The sequence below is a fragment of the Methylobacterium phyllostachyos genome (genome assembly GCF_900103445.1).
Classification (GTDB): domain Bacteria; phylum Pseudomonadota; class Alphaproteobacteria; order Rhizobiales; family Beijerinckiaceae; genus Methylobacterium; species Methylobacterium phyllostachyos.
Map to the genome: position 1 here is coordinate 192,154 of NZ_FNHS01000003.1, position 22,908 is coordinate 215,061.

At 68.9% G+C, this 22,908-nt stretch carries 20 protein-coding genes; 13 read left to right on the plus strand and 7 right to left on the minus strand.

All coding sequences use genetic code 11. The annotated features are described in order from the left end of the window. Positions 1 to 112: 112 nt before the first annotated feature. Genes BLQ49_RS06145 through BLQ49_RS06165 form a run of 5 tightly spaced genes read left to right on the plus strand, consistent with a single transcriptional unit; the run spans position 113 to position 4,622 of the window. Positions 113 to 1,318, plus strand: a complete 1,206-nt coding sequence (locus BLQ49_RS06145; RefSeq protein WP_091714213.1) for an acyl-CoA dehydrogenase family protein — start codon at positions 113 to 115, stop codon at positions 1,316 to 1,318. 16 nt (positions 1,319 to 1,334) lie between these two features. Further along, positions 1,335 to 2,513, plus strand: coding sequence for an acetyl-CoA C-acyltransferase family protein (locus BLQ49_RS06150; protein WP_091714522.1), 1,179 nt, complete (start codon positions 1,335 to 1,337; stop codon positions 2,511 to 2,513). 1 nt (position 2,514) lies between these two features. Then, entirely contained in the window at positions 2,515 to 3,282 is a 768-nt protein-coding gene (locus BLQ49_RS06155; protein ID WP_091714215.1) for an SDR family NAD(P)-dependent oxidoreductase, read from the plus strand. A 3-nt stretch (positions 3,283 to 3,285) separates the two neighbouring features. Further along, positions 3,286 to 4,296 carry a phosphotransferase family protein gene (locus BLQ49_RS06160; RefSeq protein ID WP_091714216.1) on the plus strand — a complete coding sequence of 337 codons (1,011 nt, stop codon included), beginning with the start codon at positions 3,286 to 3,288 and terminating at the stop codon, positions 4,294 to 4,296. 2 nt (positions 4,297 to 4,298) lie between these two features. Further along, complete coding sequence (locus BLQ49_RS06165) at positions 4,299 to 4,622, plus strand: DUF6285 domain-containing protein (protein ID WP_091714218.1); 324 nt, start codon at positions 4,299 to 4,301, stop codon at positions 4,620 to 4,622. Positions 4,623 to 4,808: 186 nt separating this feature from the next. On the opposite strand, the gene BLQ49_RS06170 is transcribed toward BLQ49_RS06165, so the two are convergent. Continuing rightward, a complete protein-coding gene (locus BLQ49_RS06170; protein ID WP_091714219.1) occupies positions 4,809 to 6,461 on the minus strand; it encodes an AMP-binding protein in 1,653 nt (550 codons plus the stop codon). 202 nt (positions 6,462 to 6,663) lie between these two features. Between BLQ49_RS06170 and BLQ49_RS06175 the strand changes: the two genes are divergently transcribed. The 4 genes from BLQ49_RS06175 (at position 6,664) to BLQ49_RS06190 (ending at position 9,410) form a co-directional block, all read left to right on the plus strand. Next, a complete protein-coding gene (locus BLQ49_RS06175; RefSeq protein ID WP_244507463.1) occupies positions 6,664 to 7,212 on the plus strand; it encodes a phasin family protein in 549 nt (182 codons plus the stop codon). After that, positions 7,209 to 8,147, plus strand: a complete 939-nt coding sequence (locus tag BLQ49_RS06180) for an alpha/beta fold hydrolase (RefSeq protein ID WP_244507464.1) — start codon at positions 7,209 to 7,211, stop codon at positions 8,145 to 8,147. The genes BLQ49_RS06175 and BLQ49_RS06180 overlap by 4 nt, the downstream gene beginning before the upstream one ends. 390 nt (positions 8,148 to 8,537) lie before the next feature. Next, positions 8,538 to 8,987 (plus strand): helix-turn-helix domain-containing protein, encoded by a 450-nt coding sequence (locus BLQ49_RS06185; protein WP_091714221.1) that lies wholly within the window; start codon positions 8,538 to 8,540, stop codon positions 8,985 to 8,987. Positions 8,988 to 9,050: 63 nt separating this feature from the next. Beyond that, entirely contained in the window at positions 9,051 to 9,410 is a 360-nt protein-coding gene (locus BLQ49_RS06190) for a cupin domain-containing protein (protein ID WP_091714222.1), read from the plus strand. A 7-nt stretch (positions 9,411 to 9,417) separates the two neighbouring features. On the opposite strand, the gene rsmD is transcribed toward BLQ49_RS06190, so the two are convergent. From rsmD to BLQ49_RS06210, 4 genes are all read right to left on the minus strand, one after another. Beyond that, the gene (gene rsmD / locus BLQ49_RS06195; RefSeq protein ID WP_091714224.1) at positions 9,418 to 9,975 is read right to left on the minus strand and encodes a 16S rRNA (guanine(966)-N(2))-methyltransferase RsmD; all 558 of its coding nucleotides are present in this window, start codon (positions 9,973 to 9,975) and stop codon (positions 9,418 to 9,420) included. Continuing rightward, on the minus strand, positions 9,972 to 11,816 hold the full coding sequence (locus tag BLQ49_RS06200) for a pseudouridine synthase (protein ID WP_091714226.1): 1,845 nt from the start codon (positions 11,814 to 11,816) through the stop codon (positions 9,972 to 9,974). The genes rsmD and BLQ49_RS06200 overlap by 4 nt, the downstream gene beginning before the upstream one ends. 181 nt (positions 11,817 to 11,997) lie before the next feature. After that, positions 11,998 to 12,174: a DUF1328 domain-containing protein gene (locus BLQ49_RS06205; protein WP_091714228.1), complete on the minus strand. Its 177-nt coding sequence runs from the start codon at positions 12,172 to 12,174 to the stop codon at positions 11,998 to 12,000. 78 nt (positions 12,175 to 12,252) lie between these two features. After that, the gene (locus BLQ49_RS06210) at positions 12,253 to 12,444 is read right to left on the minus strand and encodes a CsbD family protein (protein WP_091714230.1); all 192 of its coding nucleotides are present in this window, start codon (positions 12,442 to 12,444) and stop codon (positions 12,253 to 12,255) included. Between the two features lie 147 nt (positions 12,445 to 12,591). On the opposite strand from BLQ49_RS06210, the gene BLQ49_RS06215 reads away from it, so the two are divergent. After that, a complete protein-coding gene (locus BLQ49_RS06215) occupies positions 12,592 to 13,065 on the plus strand; it encodes a nucleoside deaminase (protein ID WP_091714526.1) in 474 nt (157 codons plus the stop codon). A gap of 12 nt (positions 13,066 to 13,077) precedes the next feature. Beyond that, on the plus strand, positions 13,078 to 13,782 hold the full coding sequence (locus tag BLQ49_RS06220; protein WP_091714232.1) for an SDR family NAD(P)-dependent oxidoreductase: 705 nt from the start codon (positions 13,078 to 13,080) through the stop codon (positions 13,780 to 13,782). 6 nt (positions 13,783 to 13,788) lie between these two features. Here BLQ49_RS06220 and BLQ49_RS06225 read toward each other — a convergent pair whose 3' ends face one another. Next, positions 13,789 to 15,675 carry an outer membrane beta-barrel protein gene (locus BLQ49_RS06225; protein WP_091714234.1) on the minus strand — a complete coding sequence of 629 codons (1,887 nt, stop codon included), beginning with the start codon at positions 15,673 to 15,675 and terminating at the stop codon, positions 13,789 to 13,791. Between the two features lie 234 nt (positions 15,676 to 15,909). Between BLQ49_RS06225 and BLQ49_RS06230 the strand changes: the two genes are divergently transcribed. Next, the gene (locus BLQ49_RS06230; RefSeq protein WP_091714235.1) at positions 15,910 to 16,425 is read left to right on the plus strand and encodes a Ros/MucR family transcriptional regulator; all 516 of its coding nucleotides are present in this window, start codon (positions 15,910 to 15,912) and stop codon (positions 16,423 to 16,425) included. Between the two features lie 163 nt (positions 16,426 to 16,588). After that, positions 16,589 to 17,764 carry an MFS transporter gene (locus tag BLQ49_RS06235; RefSeq protein WP_091714237.1) on the plus strand — a complete coding sequence of 392 codons (1,176 nt, stop codon included), beginning with the start codon at positions 16,589 to 16,591 and terminating at the stop codon, positions 17,762 to 17,764. 249 nt (positions 17,765 to 18,013) lie between these two features. Here the strand turns inward: BLQ49_RS06235 and BLQ49_RS06240 are convergent, their stop codons facing one another. Further along, complete coding sequence (locus tag BLQ49_RS06240) at positions 18,014 to 22,858, minus strand: NAD-glutamate dehydrogenase (RefSeq protein WP_091714238.1); 4,845 nt, start codon at positions 22,856 to 22,858, stop codon at positions 18,014 to 18,016. Positions 22,859 to 22,908 lie beyond the last annotated feature (50 nt).

Sequence of the window (22,908 nt, forward strand, 5' to 3'; positions counted from 1 at the left end):
TGCGGTTGCGTGTGCGCGCCGTGATCGTTGAGAAAACAGGTCAGAGCGTCATCCTCGCGCTGACGAGCGATGCTCAAGACCGAGCACAGGCCTTCGCCGGAGCCCGCGATCCATGGATTTCACCATCTCGCCCCGCGTCGAGGAGTATCGCGCCCGGATCGCGGCCTTCGTCGAGGCGCATATCGTGCCGCTCGAATCCGACCCGTCCGCCTATGACGGCCACGGCAACATCGCCCTGCCGGAGCTGGCCCGCCTGCGCGGTCTCGCGCGGGAGCAGGGGCTCTGGTGCCTCCAGCTCAGGCCTGAGACCGGCGGGGCCGGGCTCGACAAGGTCGGCATGGCGGTCTGCTACGAGGCGATGAACCGCTCGATCTTCGGGCCGGTCGTGTTCAACTCGGCCGCGCCCGACGACGGCAACATGATGGTGCTGGAGAAGGTCGCCACCCCGGCCCAGAAGGAGCGCTGGCTCGATCCGATCGTGCGCGGCGAGGTCCGCTCCGCCTTCGCCATGACCGAGCCGCATCCCGGCGGCGGGTCCGATCCCGGCATGATCCAGACACGGGCCGAGCGGCGGGGCGACACCTACGTGGTCACCGGCCGCAAATGGTACATCACCGGCGCCGAGGAGGCCGCGCATTTCATCCTAATGGCCCGCACTTCTGACGATGCGCGCAAGGGCCTGACCGCCTTCCTGTTCCACAAGGACCAACCCGGCTGGGAGATCCTGCGGCGCATCCCGATCATGGGGCCGGAGGAGCATGGCGGGCATTGCGAGCTATTGTTCGACGGTTTGGAAATCCCGGCCGAGAACGTCCTGATGAACGAGGGCGACGGGCTGAAGCTCACGCAGATCCGCCTCGGCCCGGCGCGGCTGACCCATTGCATGCGCTGGCTCGGCCTGTCGAAGCGCTGCGTCGAGATCGCCCGGGGCTACGCTTCCAAGCGTCACGGCTTCGGCATCCGTCTGGCCGACCGCGAGAGCATCCAGCTCATGCTGGGCGATCTGGCCATGAGGATCGAGATCGGCCGCTTGCTGGTGATGAAGGCCGCCTGGGCGCTCGACCAGGGGAGCTTTGCCCGCAAGGAGGTCTCGATGGCCAAGGTCCACGTGGCCAATCTGATCCACGCGGCCGCCGACGTGGCGATTCAGATCAACGGCGCCCGGGGCTACTCCACCGACACGCCGCTCGAATGGATCTACCGCTACGCAAGGCAGGCGCGGCTGGTGGACGGGGCCGACGAGGTCCACAAGATGGTGCTCAACCGCAACCTGGAGGCCGAGGGCGACGCGTTCTGGTCCTGGCCGGTGGGCGCGTGAGTCGGAGCGTATGACGATGACCGATGTCGTGATCACAGGCGCGGTGCGGACCGCGATCGGCACCTTCGGCGGCGCGCTCGCCGGTACGCCGCCCTCGACGCTGGGAGCGCTTTGCGTGGCCGAGGCGCTGAAGCGTTCCGGCACGGCGCCGGAGCGCGTCGGCCACGTGGTGTTCGGCCACGTGATCCCGACCGAGCCGCGGGACGCCTACATCGCCCGCGTCGCCGCCATCGAGGGTGGGGTGCCCAAGGAGGTGCCGGCGATGACCGTCAACCGACTCTGCGGCAGCGGCCTTCAGGCGATCGTCTCGGCGGCGCAATCCATCCTGCTCGGCGATGCCGAGATCGCGGTCGCGGGCGGCGCTGAGAATATGAGCCGGTCGCCGCACATTCTCACGACCGGCCGCACCGGCCAGCGCATGGGCGATGCCACACTCGTCGACTACATGATCGGCGCGCTGAGCGATCCGTTCGGCAACGGCCATATGGGCGTCACCGCCGAGAATATCGCCGAGCGCTACGGCATCTCCCGCGACCAGCAGGACGCCTTCGCGGCCGAGAGCCAGGCACGCGCAGCCCGGGCGATCCGGGAGGACGTCTTCCGCGATCAGATCCTGCCCGTCTCGGTCCAGCGCAAGCGCGAGACGGTTGCGTTCGACACGGATGAACATCCGAAGGCGACCAGCGTCGAGGATCTGGCCAAGCTGCGCCCGGCCTTCTCCAAGACCGGCAGCGTCACCGCCGGCAACGCCTCGGGCCTGAACGATGGCGCCGCCGCCCTCGTCCTGTCGAGTGCGGCGCAAGCCGAGCGTTCGGGCGCGAAACCGATGGCCCGGATCGTCGGCTACGCCCATGCGGGTGTCGATCCGTCCGAGATGGGCATGGGACCGGTCCCAGCCGTACGTCGCCTGCTCGACCGAACCGGCCTGCGCGCGGGGGATTTCGACGTGATCGAATCGAACGAGGCGTTCGCGGCCCAGGCCTGCGCGGTCTCCCGCGAACTCGACCTCGACTCTGCCCGGGTTAATCCGAACGGCGGCGCCATCGCGCTGGGCCATCCGATCGGCGCCTCGGGGGCGATCATCGCGGTGAAGACGCTCTACGAACTGGCCCGAACCGGCGGACGCTACGGGCTGGCAACCATGTGCATCGGTGGCGGGCAGGGCATCGCGGTCGCCTTCGAGCGGCTGCACTGAGATGGCGGATCTGTTCGACCTCACCGGCCAACATGTGCTGGTGACCGGTGCCTCAAGCGGTCTAGGCCGCCACTTCGCCGGGACGCTGGCCCGGGCCGGGGCGCGGCTGACCCTGTGCGCGCGGCGGGCCGACGCTCTCGCCGAGACCGTCGACAGCGTCACCGCGGCAGGCGGGCAAGCTCATGCCGTCGTGATGGATGTGACCGAGTCCGGCAGCATCGCACGGGCGCTGGATGGGGCCGAGGCCCGGTTCGGGCCTGTTCAGGTCCTCATCAACAACGCCGGCGTCACGGCTACCAAGCCCGCCCTCGACCTCGACGAGGCGGATTGGGACGCCGTGCTCGATACGAATCTCAAGGGCGTCTGGCTTGTGGCTCAGGCCACCGGCAAGCGCATGGTTCAGCGCGGCGCGGGCGGCAGCATCGTCAACATCGCGTCGATCTTAGGGTTGCGCGTCACCGGCGGGCTCGCCCCCTATGCCACCTCGAAGGCCGGGGTCATCCAGCTCACCAAGAGCCTCGCCCTCGAATGGGCGCGCCACGGGATCCGGGTGAACGCCCTGGCGCCCGGCTACATCAAGACCGAGTTGAACGACGCGTTCTTCGACTCCGAGCCCGGGAAGGCGTTGATCAAGCGTGTGCCGCAGCGCCGGCTTGGCGAGGCGGCCGAGCTCGACGGGCCGCTCCTGCTCCTCGCCTCCAAGGCCGGCGCCTACATGACCGGCAGCGTCGTCGCGGTCGATGGCGGCCACCTCGTTTCGGGTCTGTAGCGGATGGATCAGGAACGGCTGCGCGAATGGATTGCCGCGCATCTCGGCCGTCCGGATCTCGTCATCGAAGACGTCCGGGCGCTCGGCGGCGGTTCGATTCAGGAGAATCGCCTCGTCCGCTGCCGAATCGCAGGCGAAGAGCGCGGCTTCGTGCTGCGCATGGACGCCCCCGCCACGATCGCGTCGAGCCGGTCCCGCGCCGAGGAGTTCTGCATCCTTGAGACCGTCTGGAAAGCGGGCGTGCGCGTGCCGGAGCCTGTGGGCTTCTGCAACGATCCTGCGGTGATCGGCGCGCCTTTCGCGCTGATGGGGCTCGTCGAGGGCGTCGGGCTGGGGCCACGCATTGCCAAGGATCTGACGCTGGGCGGTGACCGTGAGCATTTGACGGAAGCCCTAGGCCGCGAACTCGCCAAGATCCACGCGGCCCTCGACCCCGGGACGCCTCCCGCATCGCTCGCCTTCCTGGGCGCGCCGGAACCAAACCCGGCGCGGGCCGAGGTCGCGCGGCTACGCGCCAGCCTCGACGGGATCGGTGCCTTACGCCCGGCGATCGAGTGGGGCCTGCGCTGGGGCGAGCTCCGGGCGCCCGCCTGCCCGGCGCCGACCCTCGTCCACCGGGATTTCCGCACCGGCAATTACATGGTCGACGCAAACGGCCTCACGGCCGTGCTGGATTGGGAATTCGCCGGCTGGGGCGATCCCGCGCAGGATCTCGGCTGGTTCTGCGCCGCCTGCTGGCGCTTCGGCCGACCCGAGCTGGAGGCCGGCGGCATAGGCTCGCGCGCGGCCTTCTATCGGGGCTACGTGGAGGCGGGCGGGCGGCCGATCGATCCCGAAAGCGTCGCCTACTGGGAGGTGATGGCGCATCTGCGCTGGGCGGTGATCGCCCTGGAGCAGGGCACGCGCCACGTCTCCGGCCGCGAGTTCTCCCTCGAACTGGCGCTCACCGGCCGGATGGTGCCCGAGCTCGAACGGGCGATCCTGCGGGCGACGGCCCCCGCTTCGTGGAGTTGAGCATGCAGGACGAACCCTCCGGCGCCGCCCTCCTCGACGCCGCGCGCCGGGCGCTGATCGAGGAGGTCGTGCCCGGCCTGACCGGCCGCCCGCGCTACGTCGCGCTGATGGTGGCGAACGCCATCGGCATCGCGTCCCGCGAGATCGCTGAGGCCGACCGCCTGCACGCGGCGAGCGCGGACGTCCTGGCGGGCGAACCCGTCGAGTCCCTGGTCGCCGCGATCCGCGCCGGCGCGCGCGATGCCGAACCGAACCTGCACGCGGCCCTGGAGGCGGCCGCGGCTTTGGCTGGGCAGGTTTGGAAGCCGGCTTCCCCCAGCGGATGAGCGTTTACCGGATGCACGGGCCTCCGGAATTCCCATTCTCAACCTCATCCTGAGGTGCCGAAGCGCAGCGCAGGCCTCGCAGGAGCCTTCCAGAAGCCGCTGCGATCGCTGGAGGGCTCCTTCGAGGCCCGCTGACGCGGTCACCCCAGGATGAGGAGGTGTGTTGGAAATTTCCTGGGTCGTCTTTCAGAGCCCCCGGGCGCGATCCCGCAGCACGAATTTCTGGATCTTCCCCGTCGAGGTCTTCGGGAGCGCCCCGAACACCACGGTCTTCGGCACCTTGAAGCGCGCCATCCGCTCGCGGCAGAAGGCGATCACCTCCTGATCGGACGGCGGCTCCGCACCGGGCTTCACCTCCAGGAACGCGCAGGGACTCTCGCCCCAGGTCGGATCGGGCCGCGCCACCACGGCCGCCAGCATCACCGCGGGATGACGCATCAGCACCTCCTCGACCTCCAGGCTCGAGATGTTCTCGCCCCCGGAGATGATGATGTCCTTGGCGCGGTCCTTGATCTCCACGGATCCGTCCGGATGCCAAACCCCGAGATCCCCGGTCCGGTACCAGCCCCCGGCCAGCGCCTGCGCGGTGGCGCCGGGATTACCGAGATAGCCCTTCATCACGGTGTTGCCGCGTAAGGCGATCTCACCGACCACCGCGCCGTCCCGTGGGACCGGTCGATCCGTCGTGGGGTCGATCACCGCAACGCCTTCGAGCGTCGCCAGGGGGACACCCTGGCGCGCCATGCGGGCGTAGCGGTCGTCCGCGGACAGGTCGGCCCAATCGGGCTGCGGGAGGCAGACGGTCGCCGGACCGTAGCTCTCGGTCGCGCCGTAGAGGTGCAGCACCTGAAAGCCCAGCTCCTCCATGGTGCGGATGATCGTCGAGGACGGGGCCGCCCCGCCGACCGCGCAGCGAACCCGCTGCGGGATGGCGACCCGGTCCGCGACCGGCGCATGGGCGATCATCGAGAGTACGATCGGGGCACCGCAGAGATGCGTGACGCCGTGTTCGGCGATCAACCGGAAGATCGCCGCCGGATCGACCTTGCGCAGGCAAATCTGGGTCGCGCACGCCGCCACGCAGGCCCAGGGATAGGACCAGCCGCTGCAATGGAACATCGGCAGCGTCCAGAGATATACGCTCTCATCCGTCAGCCCGAAGGTGACGGCGTTGCCGAGCGCCTGAAGGTACGCGCCGCGATGGCTGTAGACCGCCCCCTTCGGATCCCCGGTGGTCCCCGACGTGTAGAGCAGGCACAGCGACTGCCACTCATCCGCCGGGCCGACCCAGGCGTAATCCGGATCGCCCGCGTCGATGAGCGCCTCGTAGGGAAGCGCATCGACGATGCCGGTCTCACCGATCGCCACAACCAGAATGGGCCGATCGAACGCCGCCAGCGCCCGCGTCGCCAGGGATGCGCATTCGGCCTCCACGATCAGCACCCGGGCTCGCCCATGGGCCAGCGAGAACGCGATCGTCGCCGGGTCGAGGCGCGTATTCAGCGGGTTGAGGACGGCGCCGAGCATCGGGACGGCGAAATGGGCCTCGACCATCTCGGGGACGTTCGGGGACAGGATGGCTACGGTATCGAGGCGCCCGATCCCGAGGGCGGCGAGGCCGGAGGCGAGTCGGCGGCAGCGCGCATAGAGCTGCGCATACGTGATGTGCCGGTCGCCTTCGATGACCGCGATTCTGGCGCCGGCGGCTGCGGCGGCGCGCGCCAGCAGGCTCGCCGGTGTCAAGGCGACGTGATTGGCCGGGTTGCGATCGAGATCGGTCTCGAACGGGTGGCATGCGGCATGGCCGGACGGCCCGGGGTGAGAATCGCTCTCCGTCATCGGTCTGCCTTCTGGTCGGGCGGCGGGCGTGGCGTTCGCTCCGCCCGCCGATGATTTCGCGCCCGGCCTGGCTGTCAATCGCCCTGGCGGACCGGGCCGATGTCGCGGTCCGATTCTGTCACGACGCATGGTTGACGGCGCGACGGGGCTGGCGGATGCCCTGAGGTTGAGGACCGGGCTATCCCGAGTCATCGACGGAGGGATGGCAAGCGTGGCGAACGACAACCTGCCGATGGTCTCCGCGCAGGCGCAACGCGCCTTGGCCGAGAACGGCGTGGCGCGGGCCCGGGAAGCCTACGAGCGCTTCGCTGAGGCCGGCGAAATGGCCTTGAATGCCTTCGAGACTTCGATGGCGCAGAGTTTTGAGGGCTGGCGTTCGGTGATGGGCTCCAGCCGCGAGACGGCGCACCAGCTCACGGACAGCAACGTTGCCGGGGCGCGCCGGATGCGCGAGCAATGGGACGCGGCGGGTGCTCGGCTCTACAACGCCTTCGAGGACAATGCCGTCCACACCTTGGCGGCGATGCGCGAGATCGGACACCGGATGCTGATCGCCACCGATACGAATGTCCGAGCCAGCTTGGACTTCGCCGAGCGCGTCGCGAAGGCCGCCGATGCGCGGGAAGCCGCAGCCCTGAACATGGCCTTCCTTCAGGAACAGTCACGCCGGCTTACCGACCAGATGGTCGATCTCCATCAGACCACTGGCCGACTCGCCCGCGAGGCTGCCGCACGCACCGAAAAGCCGTGAGCCTCGAAGCAGCGTCCCTGACCGCCTCGACGCCGTCGATGCCGCGGCTCGACGATCTCAGCCGCGCCGACGTACCGTTCCGGACCGGTCACTTCCTTGCCTACGCGCCCCGCGACTTTCATCGCATCGCGTATGTCGAGTGGGGCGAGCCCGATTCGCCGCACGTGGTTGTGTGCGTCCACGGGCTCAGTCGCCAGGGCCGCGATTTCGATCCGCTCGGCTACCGACTGGCCAAGATGGGCTACCGGGTTGTCTGCCCGGACCTGCCAGGCCGGGGTCTCAGCGGGTGGCTCAAGGATCCGGAACTCTACGGCCTGCCACAATACGCCGCCGATATGGCGGCGCTCATCGCGCATCTGCAGATCACCGGGAAGATCGATTGGGTCGGCACGTCCCTCGGCGGTCTGACCGGCATGGTCCTGGCCGCGTCGGCCAACACGCCGATCCGCCGCATGGTGATCAACGACATCGGCCCGTTCCTGCCCTGGGCGCCGATCCGCCATATCGGTTCGCGCCTGCGGGACGCGCCGCGGCTGCACCATAACCTCGCATCGGGGGAGTCGCGCCTGCGCACGGTGCTCGCGTCGTTCGGGCCGCTGACCGACGAGCAGTGGCGTCATATCGCGAAGCACAGCTTCTTCCAGGAGCCGAACGGCGGTTGGCGGCCGCACTATGATCCCGGCATCGGCGACGCCTTCCGGCCCGGCCGGGTCTACAGCGTCAGCATGTGGCGCGACTGGGATGCGATCACCTGCCCGGTCTTACTGCTGCGCGGCGCGCATTCGGATCTGCTACTCGCCTCGACCGCCGACGAGATGACCGGGAGGGGACCGCCGACCGAGCGCATCGAGATTCCGGATTGCGGCCACGCCCCCGCCCTCCTCGACGACCACCAACTTGCGATCGTGACCGATTGGCTTGGTCCGGCCGCGTGAGGCCGGGCCACCTGCGCGTTACCGAAATGCCCTATCAGGAGCCGGATGCTCGCCAGTCGAACTCCTACGAAGGGACGGGCATGTGCCAACCATTTCGCGTGACAGCAAATATTCGATGGTCGTGTCCTACGTAGATTCGTGAGTGTATAATAAGTTCGTTCACCCTGATTTGGCAGCGCGCGCACAGGCATTTCGCCTACCAACGCCGCATCTTGGGTATCTTAGATGTCGCAAGCGTGACCTTTCGTTGCACGTCGGGCTTGGCTGTGGCATCTACTGCGTCGAGGCCAGAATCTGTGCCGCGCGATGTAGCAGCTAAGCGTTGTAGTCGGCGGTGCGGGTCTGACCTGCCCATGCCCGCCAACTGAGACGACGTTCGGACACCCACCTATGGCCAAGCCAAGTCCTAAGCCGAAGCAGACCACGGCCATCGATCACGGCGTCGGCAGCCGCATCGCGTTCCTGCGCGCGGCGAACGGGTTAAGCCAGTCGGCCCTCGCCAGCGCTCTAGGTGTGAGCTTCCAGCAGGTCCAGAAGTACGAGACTGGCAAGAACCGCGTCGGCGCCGGCCGCCTGCAGGCGATCGCCGAGCGGCTTGGCGTTCCGGTGTCGAGCTTCTTCGAGCCCGAACCCGCGAGCGCGACCGAAAATGGCCCGTCGCTTCTCCGGATCTCTGGGGCCGTCGAGCTTCTGCGCGCCTACAACCAGATTGGCGACGATCAGATGCGCCGCGACGTCTTGAGCCTCGTGAAATCCGCCGCACGAATCGGCTTTAACCGGACTCATGACGGGTCGGCACCGGAGGAGGCCGCGGCGCGCGGTACCGCACCGAGCGCCTGAAGACTTCCAGCCGCCGACGAGGCCGCAGCCGACTTTCGGACTGCGGCCCGCTATGAGGAGACGATGAACCGACCTCCGACGGATATCATCAACCTCTTCGCCGATCTTCCCTGCGACGCCGCGGAGGAAGTGGTGTCCGTCCTGCTTGCCGCACCAAGCTTGCGTGTGGAACGGGTCGTCTCAACCGGACAAGCAAGTCCGCCGGGCTTTCACTACGATCAGCCACATACCGAGTGGGTCGCGGTCCTTTCGGGCTCCGCCGACTTGCGTTTCGCGGACGAGGCTGTGCCTCGTCGGCTCGTCGCGGGTGATGCCCTGTTGATCGCGCCGCATCGTCGCCACCGGGTCGAACGCACGGAGTCGCCGACTGTCTGGCTCGCGATCCATTTCGGTCCCGGGGTAGAGTTGCTGAAGGCCGGCTGAAGCGCAGTCAGGCGGCGAAGCGCGCGAGGGTGATGGCGGTGTCGCCGTAGACGCGACGCTCGAGCACCGCGAATCCTTCAGGCAAGACAAGCTGCACGGTCTCGGCTTCCTCGACAACCACGAGGGCACCGGGTGCGAGCCATGCACCTGCAGCTGCGCTCGCGAGCGCCCGGGGTGCGAGATCGCGTTCATAGGGTGGATCGCAGAACACCAGTGAGAATTGCCCTGCCGTTCCGGCCGGACCGAGCCGGGTCGCGTCGCGGCGGAACAACCGCGTCACGCCCTCCGCACCAAGCGTCTCGATGTTCGACCGGATCACGGCGCGGGCCTCAGCGCCTTCATCAACCAGCAGCGCGTAGGTCGCGCCCCGCGAGAGCGCCTCGAAGCCCAGCGCCCCGGTCCCGGCAAAGAGGTCCAGCACCCGGGCCCCCGCGAAGGCGGCGTCGTAGGCGTGCGTCAGTATGTTGAACAGGGATTCGCGGAGACGATCCGAGGTCGGGCGGATGGAATCGGTGCGCGGAGCCGCAAGCGTGCGGCCGCGCCACGTGCCGCCGACGATCCTCATCGCGTTCCGCGTGGCGGGCGCCCACCAGCGGGCTTCTGACCACCCCGTGCGCCGCCAGGGCGTCCACCGGGTTTACCGCTGCCGCCGGGGCCGCCGCGGCCCGGTCCCTTCCCGGCGAAACCGCCGGGCTTACCGCCCGGTCGCGAGCCGCCAGGTTTTGGCCCACCGAAGCCCGGTCTACCGCTTTCCGGTCCAGACCGCTGAGCGCGGAAGCCGCCTTTGCCGCGCGAAGCGCCCGCAGCATCGTCGGCGCCCTGGTCCCGCCGCGCCCCCGCGCCTGACGCACCCCTCGGACCCCGTCGCTCGTCCTGGCGGGCATCGCCCCGCTGGAAATCGGACGCGCGCGTTGGCGGCCGGTTCGGACGATCGCCGCCATCGCGCGCACCCCGGAACGTCGAATTCCGCTCGCCGTCGCGGGCGGATCCGCGCTCGGACCGGGCCCCATCCGCACGACCGGCAGGCCGCGCACCGGAGCCGCGCTGGGGGCGCTCGGACGGGCCCTGATCAGCGTAGCGGCGGCGCGGCTTCTCCGCCGGCGGGGCCTCGACGGGGGTCGCGGCCAGGCGCTCTACCACGACCCGGCGATCCCCGGCTTTGATCGAGCCGACGCGCTCACGACCACGCTCGGCGGCGGCCGCCTGTGCAACCCGCGGATCTGCTCCGCGGCGGGGAATGCGGGTGCCTCGCGGCTTGTCGGCCTCCTCGTCGCGCCACGCGGCCTTGCGCGGACCGGAACCAGACCCGCCGGTCGAGACGCGTGGTGTCGGGGCGGGCCGCGCGGCGTTGCGCCGGGTCCCGCCACCCGGTTGAGCCGGCGGCGAACCGCGCTCGGCCACCTTGGGCCCGCCGAACGGCGGGATCGGCTCACGCACCGGACTGTCGAAATCGACGCCGGCCTGCTCGGCCAGCGATTTGCCCAGCTGATCCTTGAGAACCCGGGTGCGGACCTCCTCCACGAGGCCGACTTCGAGATCGCCGAGCTGGAACGGACCGAAGGACAACCGGATCAGCCGGTTCACCGAAAGGCCGAGATGTTCGAGGATCCGCTTGACCTCGCGGTTCTTGCCTTCACGCAGGCCGAGCGTCAGCCAGACGTTGTCGCCCTGCACACGGTCCAGGGTGGCCTCCACCGGGCCGTACTCCATGCCGTCGATCGTCACACCCTTGGCAAGCTTGTCGAGCTGGGCCTGATCGGTGTCGCCATGGGCCCGGACCCGGTAGCGCCGCAGCCAGCCCGTGTCCGGATGGGCGATCACCTTCGCCAGGCCACCGTCGTTGGTGAGGAGCAGAAGCCCCTCTGTGTTGATGTCGAGACGCCCGACCGCCACGACCCGGGGCAGATCCTCGGGGAGGACGTCGAACACCGTCTGGCGTCCCTCCGGATCGCGGGCCGTCGTCACGACGCCGCGCGGCTTGTGGAAGATCCACAGGCGACTGCGTTCCCGCGACGGCATCGGCTCGCCGTCGATCAGGATCGTGTCGTCCTCCGTGATGTTGCGGGCCGGTGAGCTCAGGGTCTCGCCATTGACCAAGACCCGGCCCGCCAGAATCATGGCTTCGGCATCGCGCCGTGACGCAATGCCGGCCCGCGCCATCGCCTTGGCGATACGCTCCCCCGGAGGCGTGACGGTGTCGGCAAGATCGGCTGGCGGGCCGTCGGCCACAGGATCGGAGGCCGGCTGCTTCTGTCGCCGCTTCTCGGGCACAGGCTTCGCCACGATCTCCGCCGGATCGATGGCGCTGCCGGCATCCGTTGCCGGGGTCCAGGCCTTCGATTGTGCGGTTTCCGTGTCCGGACGGGTGTGATCCTCCGGTTTGTCGTCGTTCGGCATGTCGCTCATGCCCGGCCCTTACCAGAGCCGCTTACGACAGGCGAGACAGGACTTTCCGGACCGTGCCCGGGAAACCGCCCACGCAATACGGGGCGGCTCCGCCGGAGCCACCCCGTATTGCGCCATCGATCCGCAGCTTCAGGTCGCAAAGGAACACCGCGTGTGTGTCCCTGGCGCCGAACCCGCTGTCCTAGAGTCTGGGCGAGCGGCCGCGCATCACGCCGAACACGGCGGAGATGAGGAACAGCGCGATCGCCACGAAGAAGACGACCTTGGCAGCCTCCATGGCAGTGCCGGCGATGCCGCCGAAGCCGAGCAGAGCCGCGATGAGCGCGACGACGAGAAATGTGACAGCCCAACCGATCATGGCATCCTCGCGTTGTTCAAGCCGGTCATGGGTGGGAACCCGCCAGCGGCGGGTCCCGTTCCGAACGTCCTGCGTCGATCAGAGCTTGTCGGTCGCCGACTTCACGGTGTCCTTGGCATCTCCCACCGTGCTCTGGGTCTTGCCCTTGAGCTCCTGAGCCGCACCTTCCGCCTTCATCTTGTCGTTGCCGGTCACGTCGCCGAGACCCTGCTTGGCCTTGCCGAGGGCCTCGTTGGCGGCGCCCTTGATCTTGTCGGTGGTGCTGCTCATGGCGTTGTCTTTCTTGTATTCCTGCGGCGGCGCCGCACGAGATGCTTAAAACGGTCACGGTCGCGCGAATGTTCCAGCCCTTAACATTGCTCTGGATCAACTGTTTGAGCCCGGTCCGTTGGTCCCGTCGGGATGGCTGTCCGCACGATGGCGCCTGATTCGGCCTCTCGGCTGGGCGCGACCAGCGCCTTCGATCAGGCCTTCGCGGCGGCCCGCCGGGCGGCGGCAGCTGGCGAGGTCCCCGTGGGGGCCGTCGTGGTCCGGGACGGATCCGTCCTGGCCGTCGCCCACAACCTGCCGCGGACCCTGCACGATCCGACTGCGCACGCGGAGATCCTGGCGATCCGCGCGGCCTGCGTGGCGATCGGCGATGAGCGCCTGACCGGCTGCGATCTCTACGTGACCCTGGAACCCTGCCCGATGTGCGCGGGGGCCATCTCGTTCGCGCGGATCCGGCGCCTCTATTATGGCGCTTCCGATCCGAAGGGCGGCGGCGTCGAGCATGGGCCACGCGTCTTCAATCAGCCGACCTGCCATCACGCGCCGGAGGTTTATGGTGGTTTCCGCGAGCGTGAAGCAGCGGAGCTTCTCCGGGTCTTCTTCGCGGCCAGACGTGTTTGAGGGGATTCGATCATGATACCGAGCTATTCCCGTGCCTTGATCGTCGGTGCCGGCTCCGGCCTCAGCGCATCTCTGGCTCGGCTCCTCGCCGCGGATGGCCTCAAGGTGGGTCTCGCCGCGCGCAACGTCGGCAAGCTCGCGTCCCTGGCCGCTGAGACCGGCGCCATCGTCCACGCCTGCGATGCGAGCCGCCCGGAGGCGGTCGAGGCGTTGTTCGCACGCCTGGAGCCGGCGCTCGGGGGCACGCCCGATGTGGTCGTCTACAACGCCAGCGGCCGGCTACGCGGCGCTGTCGCCGACCTCGATCCGGCGGCCGTCGCGGACGCGCTCATGGTGACGGCCTACGGCGGGTTCCTGGTGGCGCAGGCCGCCGCTCGGCGTATGCTGCCGCATCGCCACGGAGCGATCCTCCTGACCGGCGCCTCGGCCAGCGTGAAGGGGTTTGCCGGCTCGGCACCCTTCGCAATGGGTAAGTTCGCCCTGCGCGGGCTCGGTCAGAGTCTCGCGCGCGAATTGCAGCCGCAGGGGATCCACGTGGCGCACATCGTCATCGACGGCGCCATCCGGAATCCGACCCGCGGCGGCGAGCCCACGGACGCGCCCGACAGCCATCTCGATCCGGATGCCATCGCCCGGTCCTACCGGGACTTGCTGCGGCAGGACCGCAGCGCCTGGTCGACGGAAATGGAGTTGCGTCCCTGGGTGGAGCGGTTCTGAGCGCGCCTACGGATTCACCCGCACGCCGAACAGCAGTGTGTTGTCGCTGAAGCTCGCCCCGGCGACCGTGCTGTGGATCTCCTGGTAGATGTAGGTCCCCCGCAGGGTGAGCCACCGGGTGAGATGGTAGTCGAGGCGTGCCGTGGCCGAGACTCCGTTCTCGCGGATCGTGCTGCCCTGGTAATCGTTCCGCAGGAACGAGCCGCCGAGCACGATCGAGAGGTTGCGGAACAGATCGTGCTGAACCTCCAGCGTCGCGACATCGGTGAGGATGCCGCTGGATCCTGGGATCGTCGTCTCGGTGATGCCCGTGGCTGCGGTGAGGCGGACGGTCGTGAGCGGGCTCATCGACCAGACCAGGGCGGCGTTGATCAGCGGCGCGTCGATGCTGCGCAAACTGGGATCGACGTATTCGCGGTGCTGCACGCCCGCCGAGATCTCGCCGGTCAGCGTGCGCAGCAGGCCGAAGCTCGCGCCGACCAGCAGTGAGATCCCGTCCGAGTCGCGCCGTATGCCGTTCTGATCGCGCCTCAGATCGTAGACCCGCGTATCGCCGAGGATGTCGATGAAGGGACTGAAATCCGGATTGACCTCGTAGGCCGTGCGCAACTGCAAGCTGTATTGGTTGAGGTTACGGTCGGCCTGGTTGATGATCGTCCCGTCGGACAGCCGGGCATTGTCGAATTCCGAGCGGTCGATCGAGCCGCGGAGGGTAACGGACAGGCGGTTGAAGGTCTCGGTGGCGCCGAGCGACGCGCCGTAGACGGCGAGCAGCGGCCGACCGGTGGCCGTGGCGGCCTGCAGATTGGCGACCTGAAGATTGGGGTTCCCGGTGCGCTGGGTATCGACCAGGAACCGGCCCTCGGCGTCGATGTGGAGATCGCGATCCGCGTCGAGCCGATACCGCACCACGCCATCTGCGGCGGGCCGGCTCGCCGCCTCATTCTGCGGCGTCTCCAGATACGCGCCGCGCAGGGAGCCCTGCAACGAACTGGACGCCCAGTTGCTCTGGAAATCGACCGCCGCATCGGTGCGCAGGGCCACCGATCCCTTGGCGTATTGCCGGGACGTCTGGTCCGGGTTCGAGTCGTATCCAAGGCTCTGCGCGAAGCTCGGCAGGATCGTGAAGCTGCCGACCTGATAGCCGATCGGCGCATAGGCGGGATCTGTCGGGATCGGCCGCGCGAGATCTGTCCCGAGGATGAAGCCCGGCGTCAGGAGCCCCAGAGCCGGGGTGTTGGCGAGGAGCGGCAGGATCGGCCGGAATTGCGGGGCGGCCTGTGGCGGCAGCGGAACGCCGACGACCGGCTGCTGGATGATCGGCGTGAGCCCGATGGCCGGGGGCGGGACCTGGGTGATCTCCTGGGTGATCCTGCGGGTCGCCGAGCCGAGCCGACGCGGCGGCGCGGCTCGGTTCCGCAGCAGGGCCGAAGGCGCGAGGTTGCTCGGCGCCGTCGAGCTGCCGCCGGTGCGCTGGCCGCCGCTGGTGGCGCGCGTGTCGAGCTGCGAGGTGCCTGGCTGCGTCTGTCCCTGCGCCGGGATCGGGGGCGAGAGCGGCGAGCGGAGGCTATCCCCCCCAATCTGGTCGCCGCCCGCTGTATCCCCGCTGGGCGAGGCCCGGCCGCCGTCAAGCGACCCCCCGTCCGGCAGGCGTCGCCTCAGGGCCGGAAGTCCGTTCGGCGCCGTATCGAGGCCGGAGCCCGGATTGTCCGGCTGGCCGGTGACGGGGCTGATCGCGTCGAAGCGCTGCGCCGCGGTCGGCGAGGTCGCGAACGCCAGCGCGAGGGCCGCGTAGGCCAATCGCTTCTCATGCCGGCCCCGCCGATCAGTCCGCGCCGTCCGCACTTGATCCCGGTCTCCACCAATATCCCGGCGGCAATTGCTGGGATTCATAGTCCACGCCGCAACCAAGACGGGTCATCGGTATGGTTAATGCAAGCTAGCTTGCCGTGGTTAATGTCGCGTCAACGGGGGATTGGACCAGCATTCGAAAGTTGCGAGGCGCTCGTTTGGTCGCAGCAACGATCCGATTGAGCTTCGCACCTGGATCCGCTAGGATCAGACAGATTTCGATCGCATCCAGTAGGGATTGATCGATCCGGATATTCACGATGATAGGGGTCGACCATGATCGGGAATGTAGAAAGCGAACATTCGGGCCGCGTAGAGCTGGCGGTTGATATCGTCGCGGCCTATGTGTCGAACAATTCGGTGCCCTCGACCGATCTTCCTGGGTTGATCGGGGTCGTTCACGGGGCTCTGAACCAGCTTGCCGATACGGGTCAGGGCTCGAACGCGCCGGTCGAGAAAATAACCCCGGCGCAAATCCGAAAGTCGATTACGAAGGACCATCTCGTCAGCTTCGAAGACGGAAAGCCCTACAAGACTTTGCGTCGACATCTCACCTTGCGCGGGCTGTCGCCCGAGGCCTACCGCGCCAAATGGGGCCTGCCGCGGGATTACCCCATGACCGCGGAGAGCTACTCGGCGCAGCGCTCGGAGCTGGCCCGGGCCCTCGGGCTGGGTCAGCAGCGACGCAAATATAACGGTGCGCCGGAGACGACCTCTCGCGAGGCACCGAAAGACGCACCGCCCGCAGCACCGACGAAGGCGCGCGGCCGGAAGAAGGCCTCGGCGGAATAGCGACGCGGCCGCGCTTCCGCGTCTCCCGGGTGTTGTTCCAGGCGCCTGCGCGTCGCGCAACCGTGCGCCGCGTGCCCGCGGCTTGGCAGGCAGCTGAAGGCTGCCATCCTGCGCATGTTGCTTCGCACCATCGAGCGAACCCCCTGCGCCCGAGAGCCTGGCCTTGCCGCCCCTGCCAATCCTTGCCCTTGCCGTCGCCTCCTTCGGGATCGGCACCACCGAATTCGTGATCATGGGCCTGCTCCCGGAGGTGGCGCACAGTTTCGGCGTCACCATCCCGCAGGCGGGCTATCTCGTTTCGGGCTACGCGATGGGGGTGGTCGTGGGCGCGCCTGTCGTGGCGATCGCCACCGCGCGCCTCCCCCGCAAGACCGCGTTGCTCGCTTTGATCGGCGTGTTCCTGGCCGGCAACCTCGGCTGCGCCCTGGCGCCGACCTACAACCTGCTGATGGCGGCGCGGATTCTCACGGCCTTCGCCCATGGGGCCTTCTTCGGGATCGGGGCCGTCGTGGCGCGGGATCTGGTGCCGCGGGAGAAGCGGACACAGGCCGTCGCCCTGATGTTCGCAGGGCTTACCCTTGCGAACGTCCTCGGCGTACCCCTCGGCACGGCCCTCGGGCAGCAGGCGGGCTGGCGTTCGACCTTCTGGGCGGTGGTGGTGATCGGGCTGGCGGCGGGCCTTGCGATCCAGCTCTGCGTGCCTGCCGGCCTGCCCGGCACGCGCGGACGTCTCCTCAGCGAATTCCGGGCCCTCGGGCGCTGGCCGGTACTGCGGCCGATGCTGATCTCGACGCTATCCTCCGTGAGCTTTTTCACGGTGTTCACCTACATCACGCCGTTCCTGATCAATGTCAGCGGGTTCTCGCCGCAGGGCGTGACCGGCGTCCTCTTCGCCGCCGGCACCGGCCTGACCATCGGGAACCTCGCGGGCGGCCGCTTCGCTGATCGGGGGCAGATGGCCACCATCATCGGCAGCTTCCTCGGCATCGTGGCCGTGCTGCTGGTGCTCGTGGGCGTGGCGCACCATCCGATCGCGACGATCGCGGTGTTGGTCCTCTGGTCCGGCCTCGTCTTCGCGCTGGTCTCGCCGCTGCAGATCTGGGTGGTCGAAGCGGCGAGTGACGCGCCGAACCTCGCTTCCACGTTGAACCAGGGGGCGTTCAACCTGGGCAACGCCACGGGCGCCTGGATCGGCGGCACCGCCCTGACGTTCGGCATCGGCTACGGGGAACTGCCGCTGATCGCGGCGGCCGTGTCGCTGATCGGCCTCGGCCTGACCCTGACGGCGGTCAGCCGCTCCGGGCGGCGCATGATCTCCACCTCTGCGCCGGGGGCCTGAGCTCGTCGAGACCGATCCCGCCCGTGTTCAGCACTGAGTCGGGTCAGCCGTCCGATTCGGGTCAGACACGCAGCTGTCGATGTGATCTGTGATCGACCAAATCAGCAAGCACAAGGATACGACAAGTAGAACCATTGCGATCATGCGTGCCATGGTGATTGCTGCCGGCGCGAATCGCAGATTGAGTCTGCGTCGTCGACGTATCAGCACGCCGCCTGGTCATGAAGCGGTCCGGTCTGTGCTTGTACGCTAGCCGGACCGCGCGAGATCGCCGAGCAGACTCGCCGCGACGGTCGCCTTGGACACCGTCAGGCCCGAGGCGCGGATCGCGTCCACCGCATCGCGGATGCGGGTGAGTGCGGCGCCCCGGGCCTTCGCCCAGGCCTCCACCGCCTCCGGCCCGGCGCCGAGATCCGCCACGACCTCCGCGGTCATCTTGCGATGGGCGACGGCGATCCCGGCCGCGGCGCGCTCCAAGGCGACGCGATCGAACGTGTCCGCCACGGGGACCTTGCGCGCCGCCGCGGCCAAGTCGTCGAGGCGGAAGGCGTGTTCGAGGGCGAAATGCGTCGCCGCGACCTCCTCCACCGGCCGGCCGCTCGCTTCGGCCACCCGCACGATATCCGGCGCGGAGACGAGGGCGGTGAGCGAGGCGAGCCGCCGGGCCTGGGCCGGGGCCATGCCGAGGCCGGCGAGTTCGTCCGTGCGCGCATCGATCGCCGACCGCGCGGTCTCGTCGAGGGCCTTCGGCAAGGCCGCCTCCACCGCCGCGATGCCGTCGCGGTAACGCGCCACCACCGGGGCCAGGCCGCCGGTGAGATCGAGGTTGCGGATGAACCAGACGATCCGGTTCATCAGCAGATCCTGCACCTCGGCGTAGAGGCCGAGCTGACCCTGACCCGAAATCCGACCCGCCAAGCCGTCGATGGCGCGGTTGAGTTCCATCAGGCCGAACGCATCGCGGGTGACCGCGTAGGCCTTGGCGATGGTCGCGGCGTCGGCGCCGGTCCCGTCCACGAGTCGAGTCACCAGGGATGGGCCGCCGCGGTTGACGATGATGTTGGCGAGCGCGGTCGAAATGATCTCACGGCGCAGCCGATGCCCCTTCACGGCGTCGGGGAACTGCTCGCGCAGGGCTTTCGGGAAGTAGCGCTGCAATTCCCGCTCGAAATACGGGTCGTTCGGCACGGCGCTGTCGAGGATCGCGTCGTGCAGCGACAGCTTCGCGTAGGCCAGCAGCACGGCGTATTCCGGACGGGTCAGCCCCTCGTTGCGGCGCAGGCGCTCGGTCAGCGCGGCGTCGTCCGGTAGGAACTCGACCGCCCGGTCGAGGCGTCCTTCCGCCTCCAGCGCCTGCATGGTCCGCATGGCGAAGCCGGTCTCGCCGAGGCCGCCGCGCTGGGCCAGCGACAGCGCGAGCGTCTGCAATGCGTTGTTGCGCAGGACGAGGCGGCCGACCTCCTCGGTCATGGCGGCCAGCAGCGTGTTGCGGGCCTCGCAGCTGAGGCGCCCGTCGCGTTCGGGCGTCATCAGGGCGATCTTGATGTTCACCTCGACGTCCGAGGTGTTGACGCCGGCCGAGTTGTCGATCGCGTCGGTGTTGAGCCGGACGCCCGCCCGCGCCGCTTCGATGCGCCCGCGCTGGGTCAGGCCGAGATTGGCGCCCTCGCCGATCACCTTCGCCCGCAGCTCAGGCCCGGTGATGCGCACGGCGTCGTTGGCCCGGTCGCCGGCATCGTCGTCGGTCTCGGTGGTGGCGCGGACATAGGTGCCGATGCCGCCGAACCACAGCAGGTCGGCCGGCGCCTTCAGGATCGCCTGCATCAGCTCGGCGGGCGTGGCCTCGGCGCGATCGAAGCCCAGGGCGGCCCGAACCTCCGCGGAGAGCGGGATGGTCTTCAGGCTACGCGAAAAGACGCCGCCGCCCTGGGAGAGCAGGCCCCGGTCGTAATCCGCCCAGGAGGAGCGGCCGAGATCGAACAGCCGCCGCCGCTCAACGAAGCTCCGCGCCGCATCGGGGTTCGGATCGAGGAAGATGTCCCGGTGGTCGAAGGCCGCGATCAGCCGGATGCTCTCTGAGAGCAGCATGCCGTTGCCAAACACGTCGCCCGACATGTCGCCGACGCCGACCACGGTGATCGGGTCGATCTGCACATCGACGTCGATCTCGCGGAAGTGGCGGCGCACCGCCTCCCAGGCGCCGCGGGCCGTGATGCCCATGCCCTTGTGGTCGTAGCCCTGGCTGCCGCCGGACGCGAAGGCGTCGCCGAGCCAATGACCCTTCTCCAGCGACAGCGCGTTGGCGATGTCGGAAAACGTCGCGGTGCCCTTGTCGGCGGCGACCACGAGATAGGCGTCGTCGGGGTCGTGCCGCACCGTGTCGGGCGGGGGCACGATGGCGTTGTCGACGATGTTGTCGGTGAGTTCGAGGAGCGTGCGGATGAAGATCCGGTAGCTCTCAGTGCCCTCCTGCATCCAGGCGGCGCGGTCTGTGGGCGGCGGCAAGCGCTTCGGAAAGAAGCCGCCCTTGGCGCCGACCGGCACGATCACGGCGTTCTTCACCTGCTGGGCCTTCACGAGCCCCAGAATCTCCGTGCGGAAATCCTCCGGCCGGTCGGACCAGCGCAGGCCGCCGCGGGCGACGTAGCCGAAGCGCAGATGCACGCCCTCCACACGGGGCGAGTAGACGAAGATCTCGAACAGCGGCCGCGGCAGCGGCATCGCCGCCACCTTCGCGCAGGCGAATTTGAAGCTGATCGTCTCCCGCGGCTTCCCGTCTGCACCTTTCTGGAAGAAGTTGGTCCGCACCGCCGCCTCAACGAGGTTGACGAACCGGCGCAGGATCCGGTCGTCGTCGAGGCTGGTGACGTCCGCGAGCGCGTCCTCGATGCCGGCACGCACCTCCGCCGAGCGGGCGGTGCGATCGCCCTCGGCGGCGGGGTCGAACCGGATCCGAAAGAGGTCCACCAGCGCCCGGGCGATGCCGGGCTGCCGGCTCAGGGTTCCGGCGAGGTAATCCTGGCCGTAGCGGATGCGCAGCTGGCGCAGGTAGCGCCCGAAGGCCCGCAGGAGCGCGGCCTCCCGCCAATCCAATGCCGCTTCCAGGATGAGTCGGTTGTAGCCGTCGGATTCGGCCAGGCCCTCCGCGATCGCAAGCAGCGCGGCTTCGAGGGGTTGCTCCAGATCGGCCAGTTCGATCGGGGCGCCGCTCGCGCGTTCGAGCAGCATGTCGTGCAGCCAGACCCGATCGGCCTCGGTGGCGCCCGCCGGCACGATCCGATAGGTGCGCTCGTTGATGACGCGGAACCCGAAATTCTCCAGGGCGGGCACCCGGTCCGAGAGGGCGATCGCGGTCCCACGCGAGAAGACTTTCATGCGAACCTGCGCGGCGGCATCCGACCCGCGGCGGCCGAGATGCACGGCGCGCGGCTGCGTTGCGCTCAGGCCCTCCAGGATCGCAACGTCCTCGACGGCGACATCCGGCTGGAAGGTGTCGCGGTAGGCGGCCGAGAACGCCTCCGCGTACCGGCCAGCGAGGAGGCGTGCCCGGTCGCCACCGTGGCGCTCCGCAAGGGCGTTGCGCAGGGCATCGCCCCAGGTCCGGATGAGCGCGGCGATGCCAGCTTCAAGGCTCGCCGGATCAATCTCGGGAGCGCCCTGATCGGGCAGTCCGACGATGTAGTGGGTTCGGGCGAGGGGGCCCTCCGGAAAGTCCGGATAGGCGGCGCTCAGCCGTCCGCCATAGGTCTCGGCGAGGTAGGCGCCGATCCGCGCCCGCACCGTCGAGTCGTAGCGGTCCTTCGGCACGTAGACGAGGAGCGAGACGAAGCGGCCGAACCGGTCCGGCCGTGACAGAACGCGGATCCGAGGCCGGTCGGCGAGGTTGGCGATGGCCAGGGTGAACCGATACAGCCGCTCGCCGTCGATCTGGAACAGCTCGTCGCGCGGATAGCTCTCCAGCACCGCCAGCAGGCTGCGGCCGGCATGACTGGTCGGATCGAGCCCGGCGCGGGCGACGACGGCCTCGACCTTCCGGCGCAGCACCGGCACCTCGCGGGCGGGGCTCGTGTAGGCGGCGGCGGTGAACAGGCCGACGATCCGCACCTCGCCCGAGAGCTTGCCCGTCCCCGAGAACAGCTTGACGCCGACGTAATCGAGATAGGCGGAGCGGTGGACGCGAGATTTTACGCTCGCCTTGGTGATGATGAGCGGCTGCGGCTCCTCCAGGAAGGCCAGGATCTCCGGCGTGTAATCCACCGGCGTCCGGCCCCGTCGAAGCGGCGTGGCTCCGGGGTTGCGCAGCACGCCAAGGCTCGATCCCGGCACCAGGGGGTGGGCCTCGCCGTCGATCCCATGCTCCTGCATCCCGAGCAGCAGGAACTGGCCATCGATCAGCCATTCCAGGAAGGCGCGCGCCTCCGCGCTTTCGTCCTCCGGCATCGGGCTGGGCGAACGGCCGAGTTGCGCGACAAGATCCTTCAGGCGCGCCAGCATGGCGTCGTGGTCGTCGCTCGCCAGGGCGACGTCACGGTAGACCGCTGCCAGGGCCTCCAGCAGCCGTTCGCCGGTCTCGGTATCCAGACGATCGAGGTGGATGTGGATGAAGCTCTCGCGGGCGAGGCTGCCATGGGCATCCGCCGTGGTCTCGCCGACCACGCGGATCAGGGCGCCGCCGGCATCCCGCTCGACGCCCAGGATCGGGTGCGCCACGAGGTCCGGCGACAAGCCCCGCTCGGCCAGTTCGGCCAGGGTCGAATCGAGGAGAAACGCGCGGTTGTCGTTGATGACCTCGAGGATGGTCACCTCACGGCGCCGCCCGTCCCGGACAAGTTCGGCGTCGCTCAGGCGCATACGGGCAGGGTCGCCCGGCCGGCGCGGATCGGCCAGGAACGCCCGGGCCCGAACGGCGAGGTCGGCCAGGGCATCGGCGGGGTAGGGGGCCAGATCCTCCGGCGTGACGCGCCCGAACAGGTCGCGCACGAAGCCGCCCGGTCCGCCCTGCTGCCCGACGATCTCGGCGGCCGCCTCGATCAACCCCGTGCGGGCGGTCTTCTGCTCGGAGGACGATAGGGCCGTCGCGGTCTCGAGTGTCATCGCGCTCCTCCCGAACCGGGTCAATCGCCCAAGCGATAGCAGCGTGATCC

Bases quoted from the DNA above. Each gene is read 5' to 3' on its own strand.
- BLQ49_RS06175 (WP_244507463.1), top strand. From the start codon at position 6,664: ATGGCAAGCGTGGCGAACGACAACCTGCCGATGGTCTCCGCGCAGGCG.
- BLQ49_RS06200 (WP_091714226.1), bottom strand. From the start codon at position 11,816: ATGAGCGACATGCCGAACGACGACAAACCGGAGGATCACACCCGTCCG.
- rsmD (WP_091714224.1), bottom strand. From the start codon at position 9,975: ATGAGGATCGTCGGCGGCACGTGGCGCGGCCGCACGCTTGCGGCTCCG.
- BLQ49_RS06230 (WP_091714235.1), top strand. From the start codon at position 15,910: ATGATCGGGAATGTAGAAAGCGAACATTCGGGCCGCGTAGAGCTGGCG.
- BLQ49_RS06210 (WP_091714230.1), bottom strand. From the start codon at position 12,444: ATGAGCAGCACCACCGACAAGATCAAGGGCGCCGCCAACGAGGCCCTC.
- BLQ49_RS06225 (WP_091714234.1), bottom strand. From the start codon at position 15,675: ATGAATCCCAGCAATTGCCGCCGGGATATTGGTGGAGACCGGGATCAA.
- BLQ49_RS06190 (WP_091714222.1), top strand. From the start codon at position 9,051: ATGAACCGACCTCCGACGGATATCATCAACCTCTTCGCCGATCTTCCC.
- BLQ49_RS06185 (WP_091714221.1), top strand. From the start codon at position 8,538: ATGGCCAAGCCAAGTCCTAAGCCGAAGCAGACCACGGCCATCGATCAC.
- BLQ49_RS06160 (WP_091714216.1), top strand. From the start codon at position 3,286: ATGGATCAGGAACGGCTGCGCGAATGGATTGCCGCGCATCTCGGCCGT.
- BLQ49_RS06145 (WP_091714213.1), top strand. From the start codon at position 113: ATGGATTTCACCATCTCGCCCCGCGTCGAGGAGTATCGCGCCCGGATC.
- BLQ49_RS06170 (WP_091714219.1), bottom strand. From the start codon at position 6,461: ATGACGGAGAGCGATTCTCACCCCGGGCCGTCCGGCCATGCCGCATGC.
- BLQ49_RS06215 (WP_091714526.1), top strand. From the start codon at position 12,592: ATGGCGCCTGATTCGGCCTCTCGGCTGGGCGCGACCAGCGCCTTCGAT.
- BLQ49_RS06165 (WP_091714218.1), top strand. From the start codon at position 4,299: ATGCAGGACGAACCCTCCGGCGCCGCCCTCCTCGACGCCGCGCGCCGG.
- BLQ49_RS06240 (WP_091714238.1), bottom strand. From the start codon at position 22,858: ATGACACTCGAGACCGCGACGGCCCTATCGTCCTCCGAGCAGAAGACC.
- BLQ49_RS06155 (WP_091714215.1), top strand. From the start codon at position 2,515: ATGGCGGATCTGTTCGACCTCACCGGCCAACATGTGCTGGTGACCGGT.
- BLQ49_RS06220 (WP_091714232.1), top strand. From the start codon at position 13,078: ATGATACCGAGCTATTCCCGTGCCTTGATCGTCGGTGCCGGCTCCGGC.
- BLQ49_RS06150 (WP_091714522.1), top strand. From the start codon at position 1,335: ATGACCGATGTCGTGATCACAGGCGCGGTGCGGACCGCGATCGGCACC.
- BLQ49_RS06205 (WP_091714228.1), bottom strand. From the start codon at position 12,174: ATGATCGGTTGGGCTGTCACATTTCTCGTCGTCGCGCTCATCGCGGCT.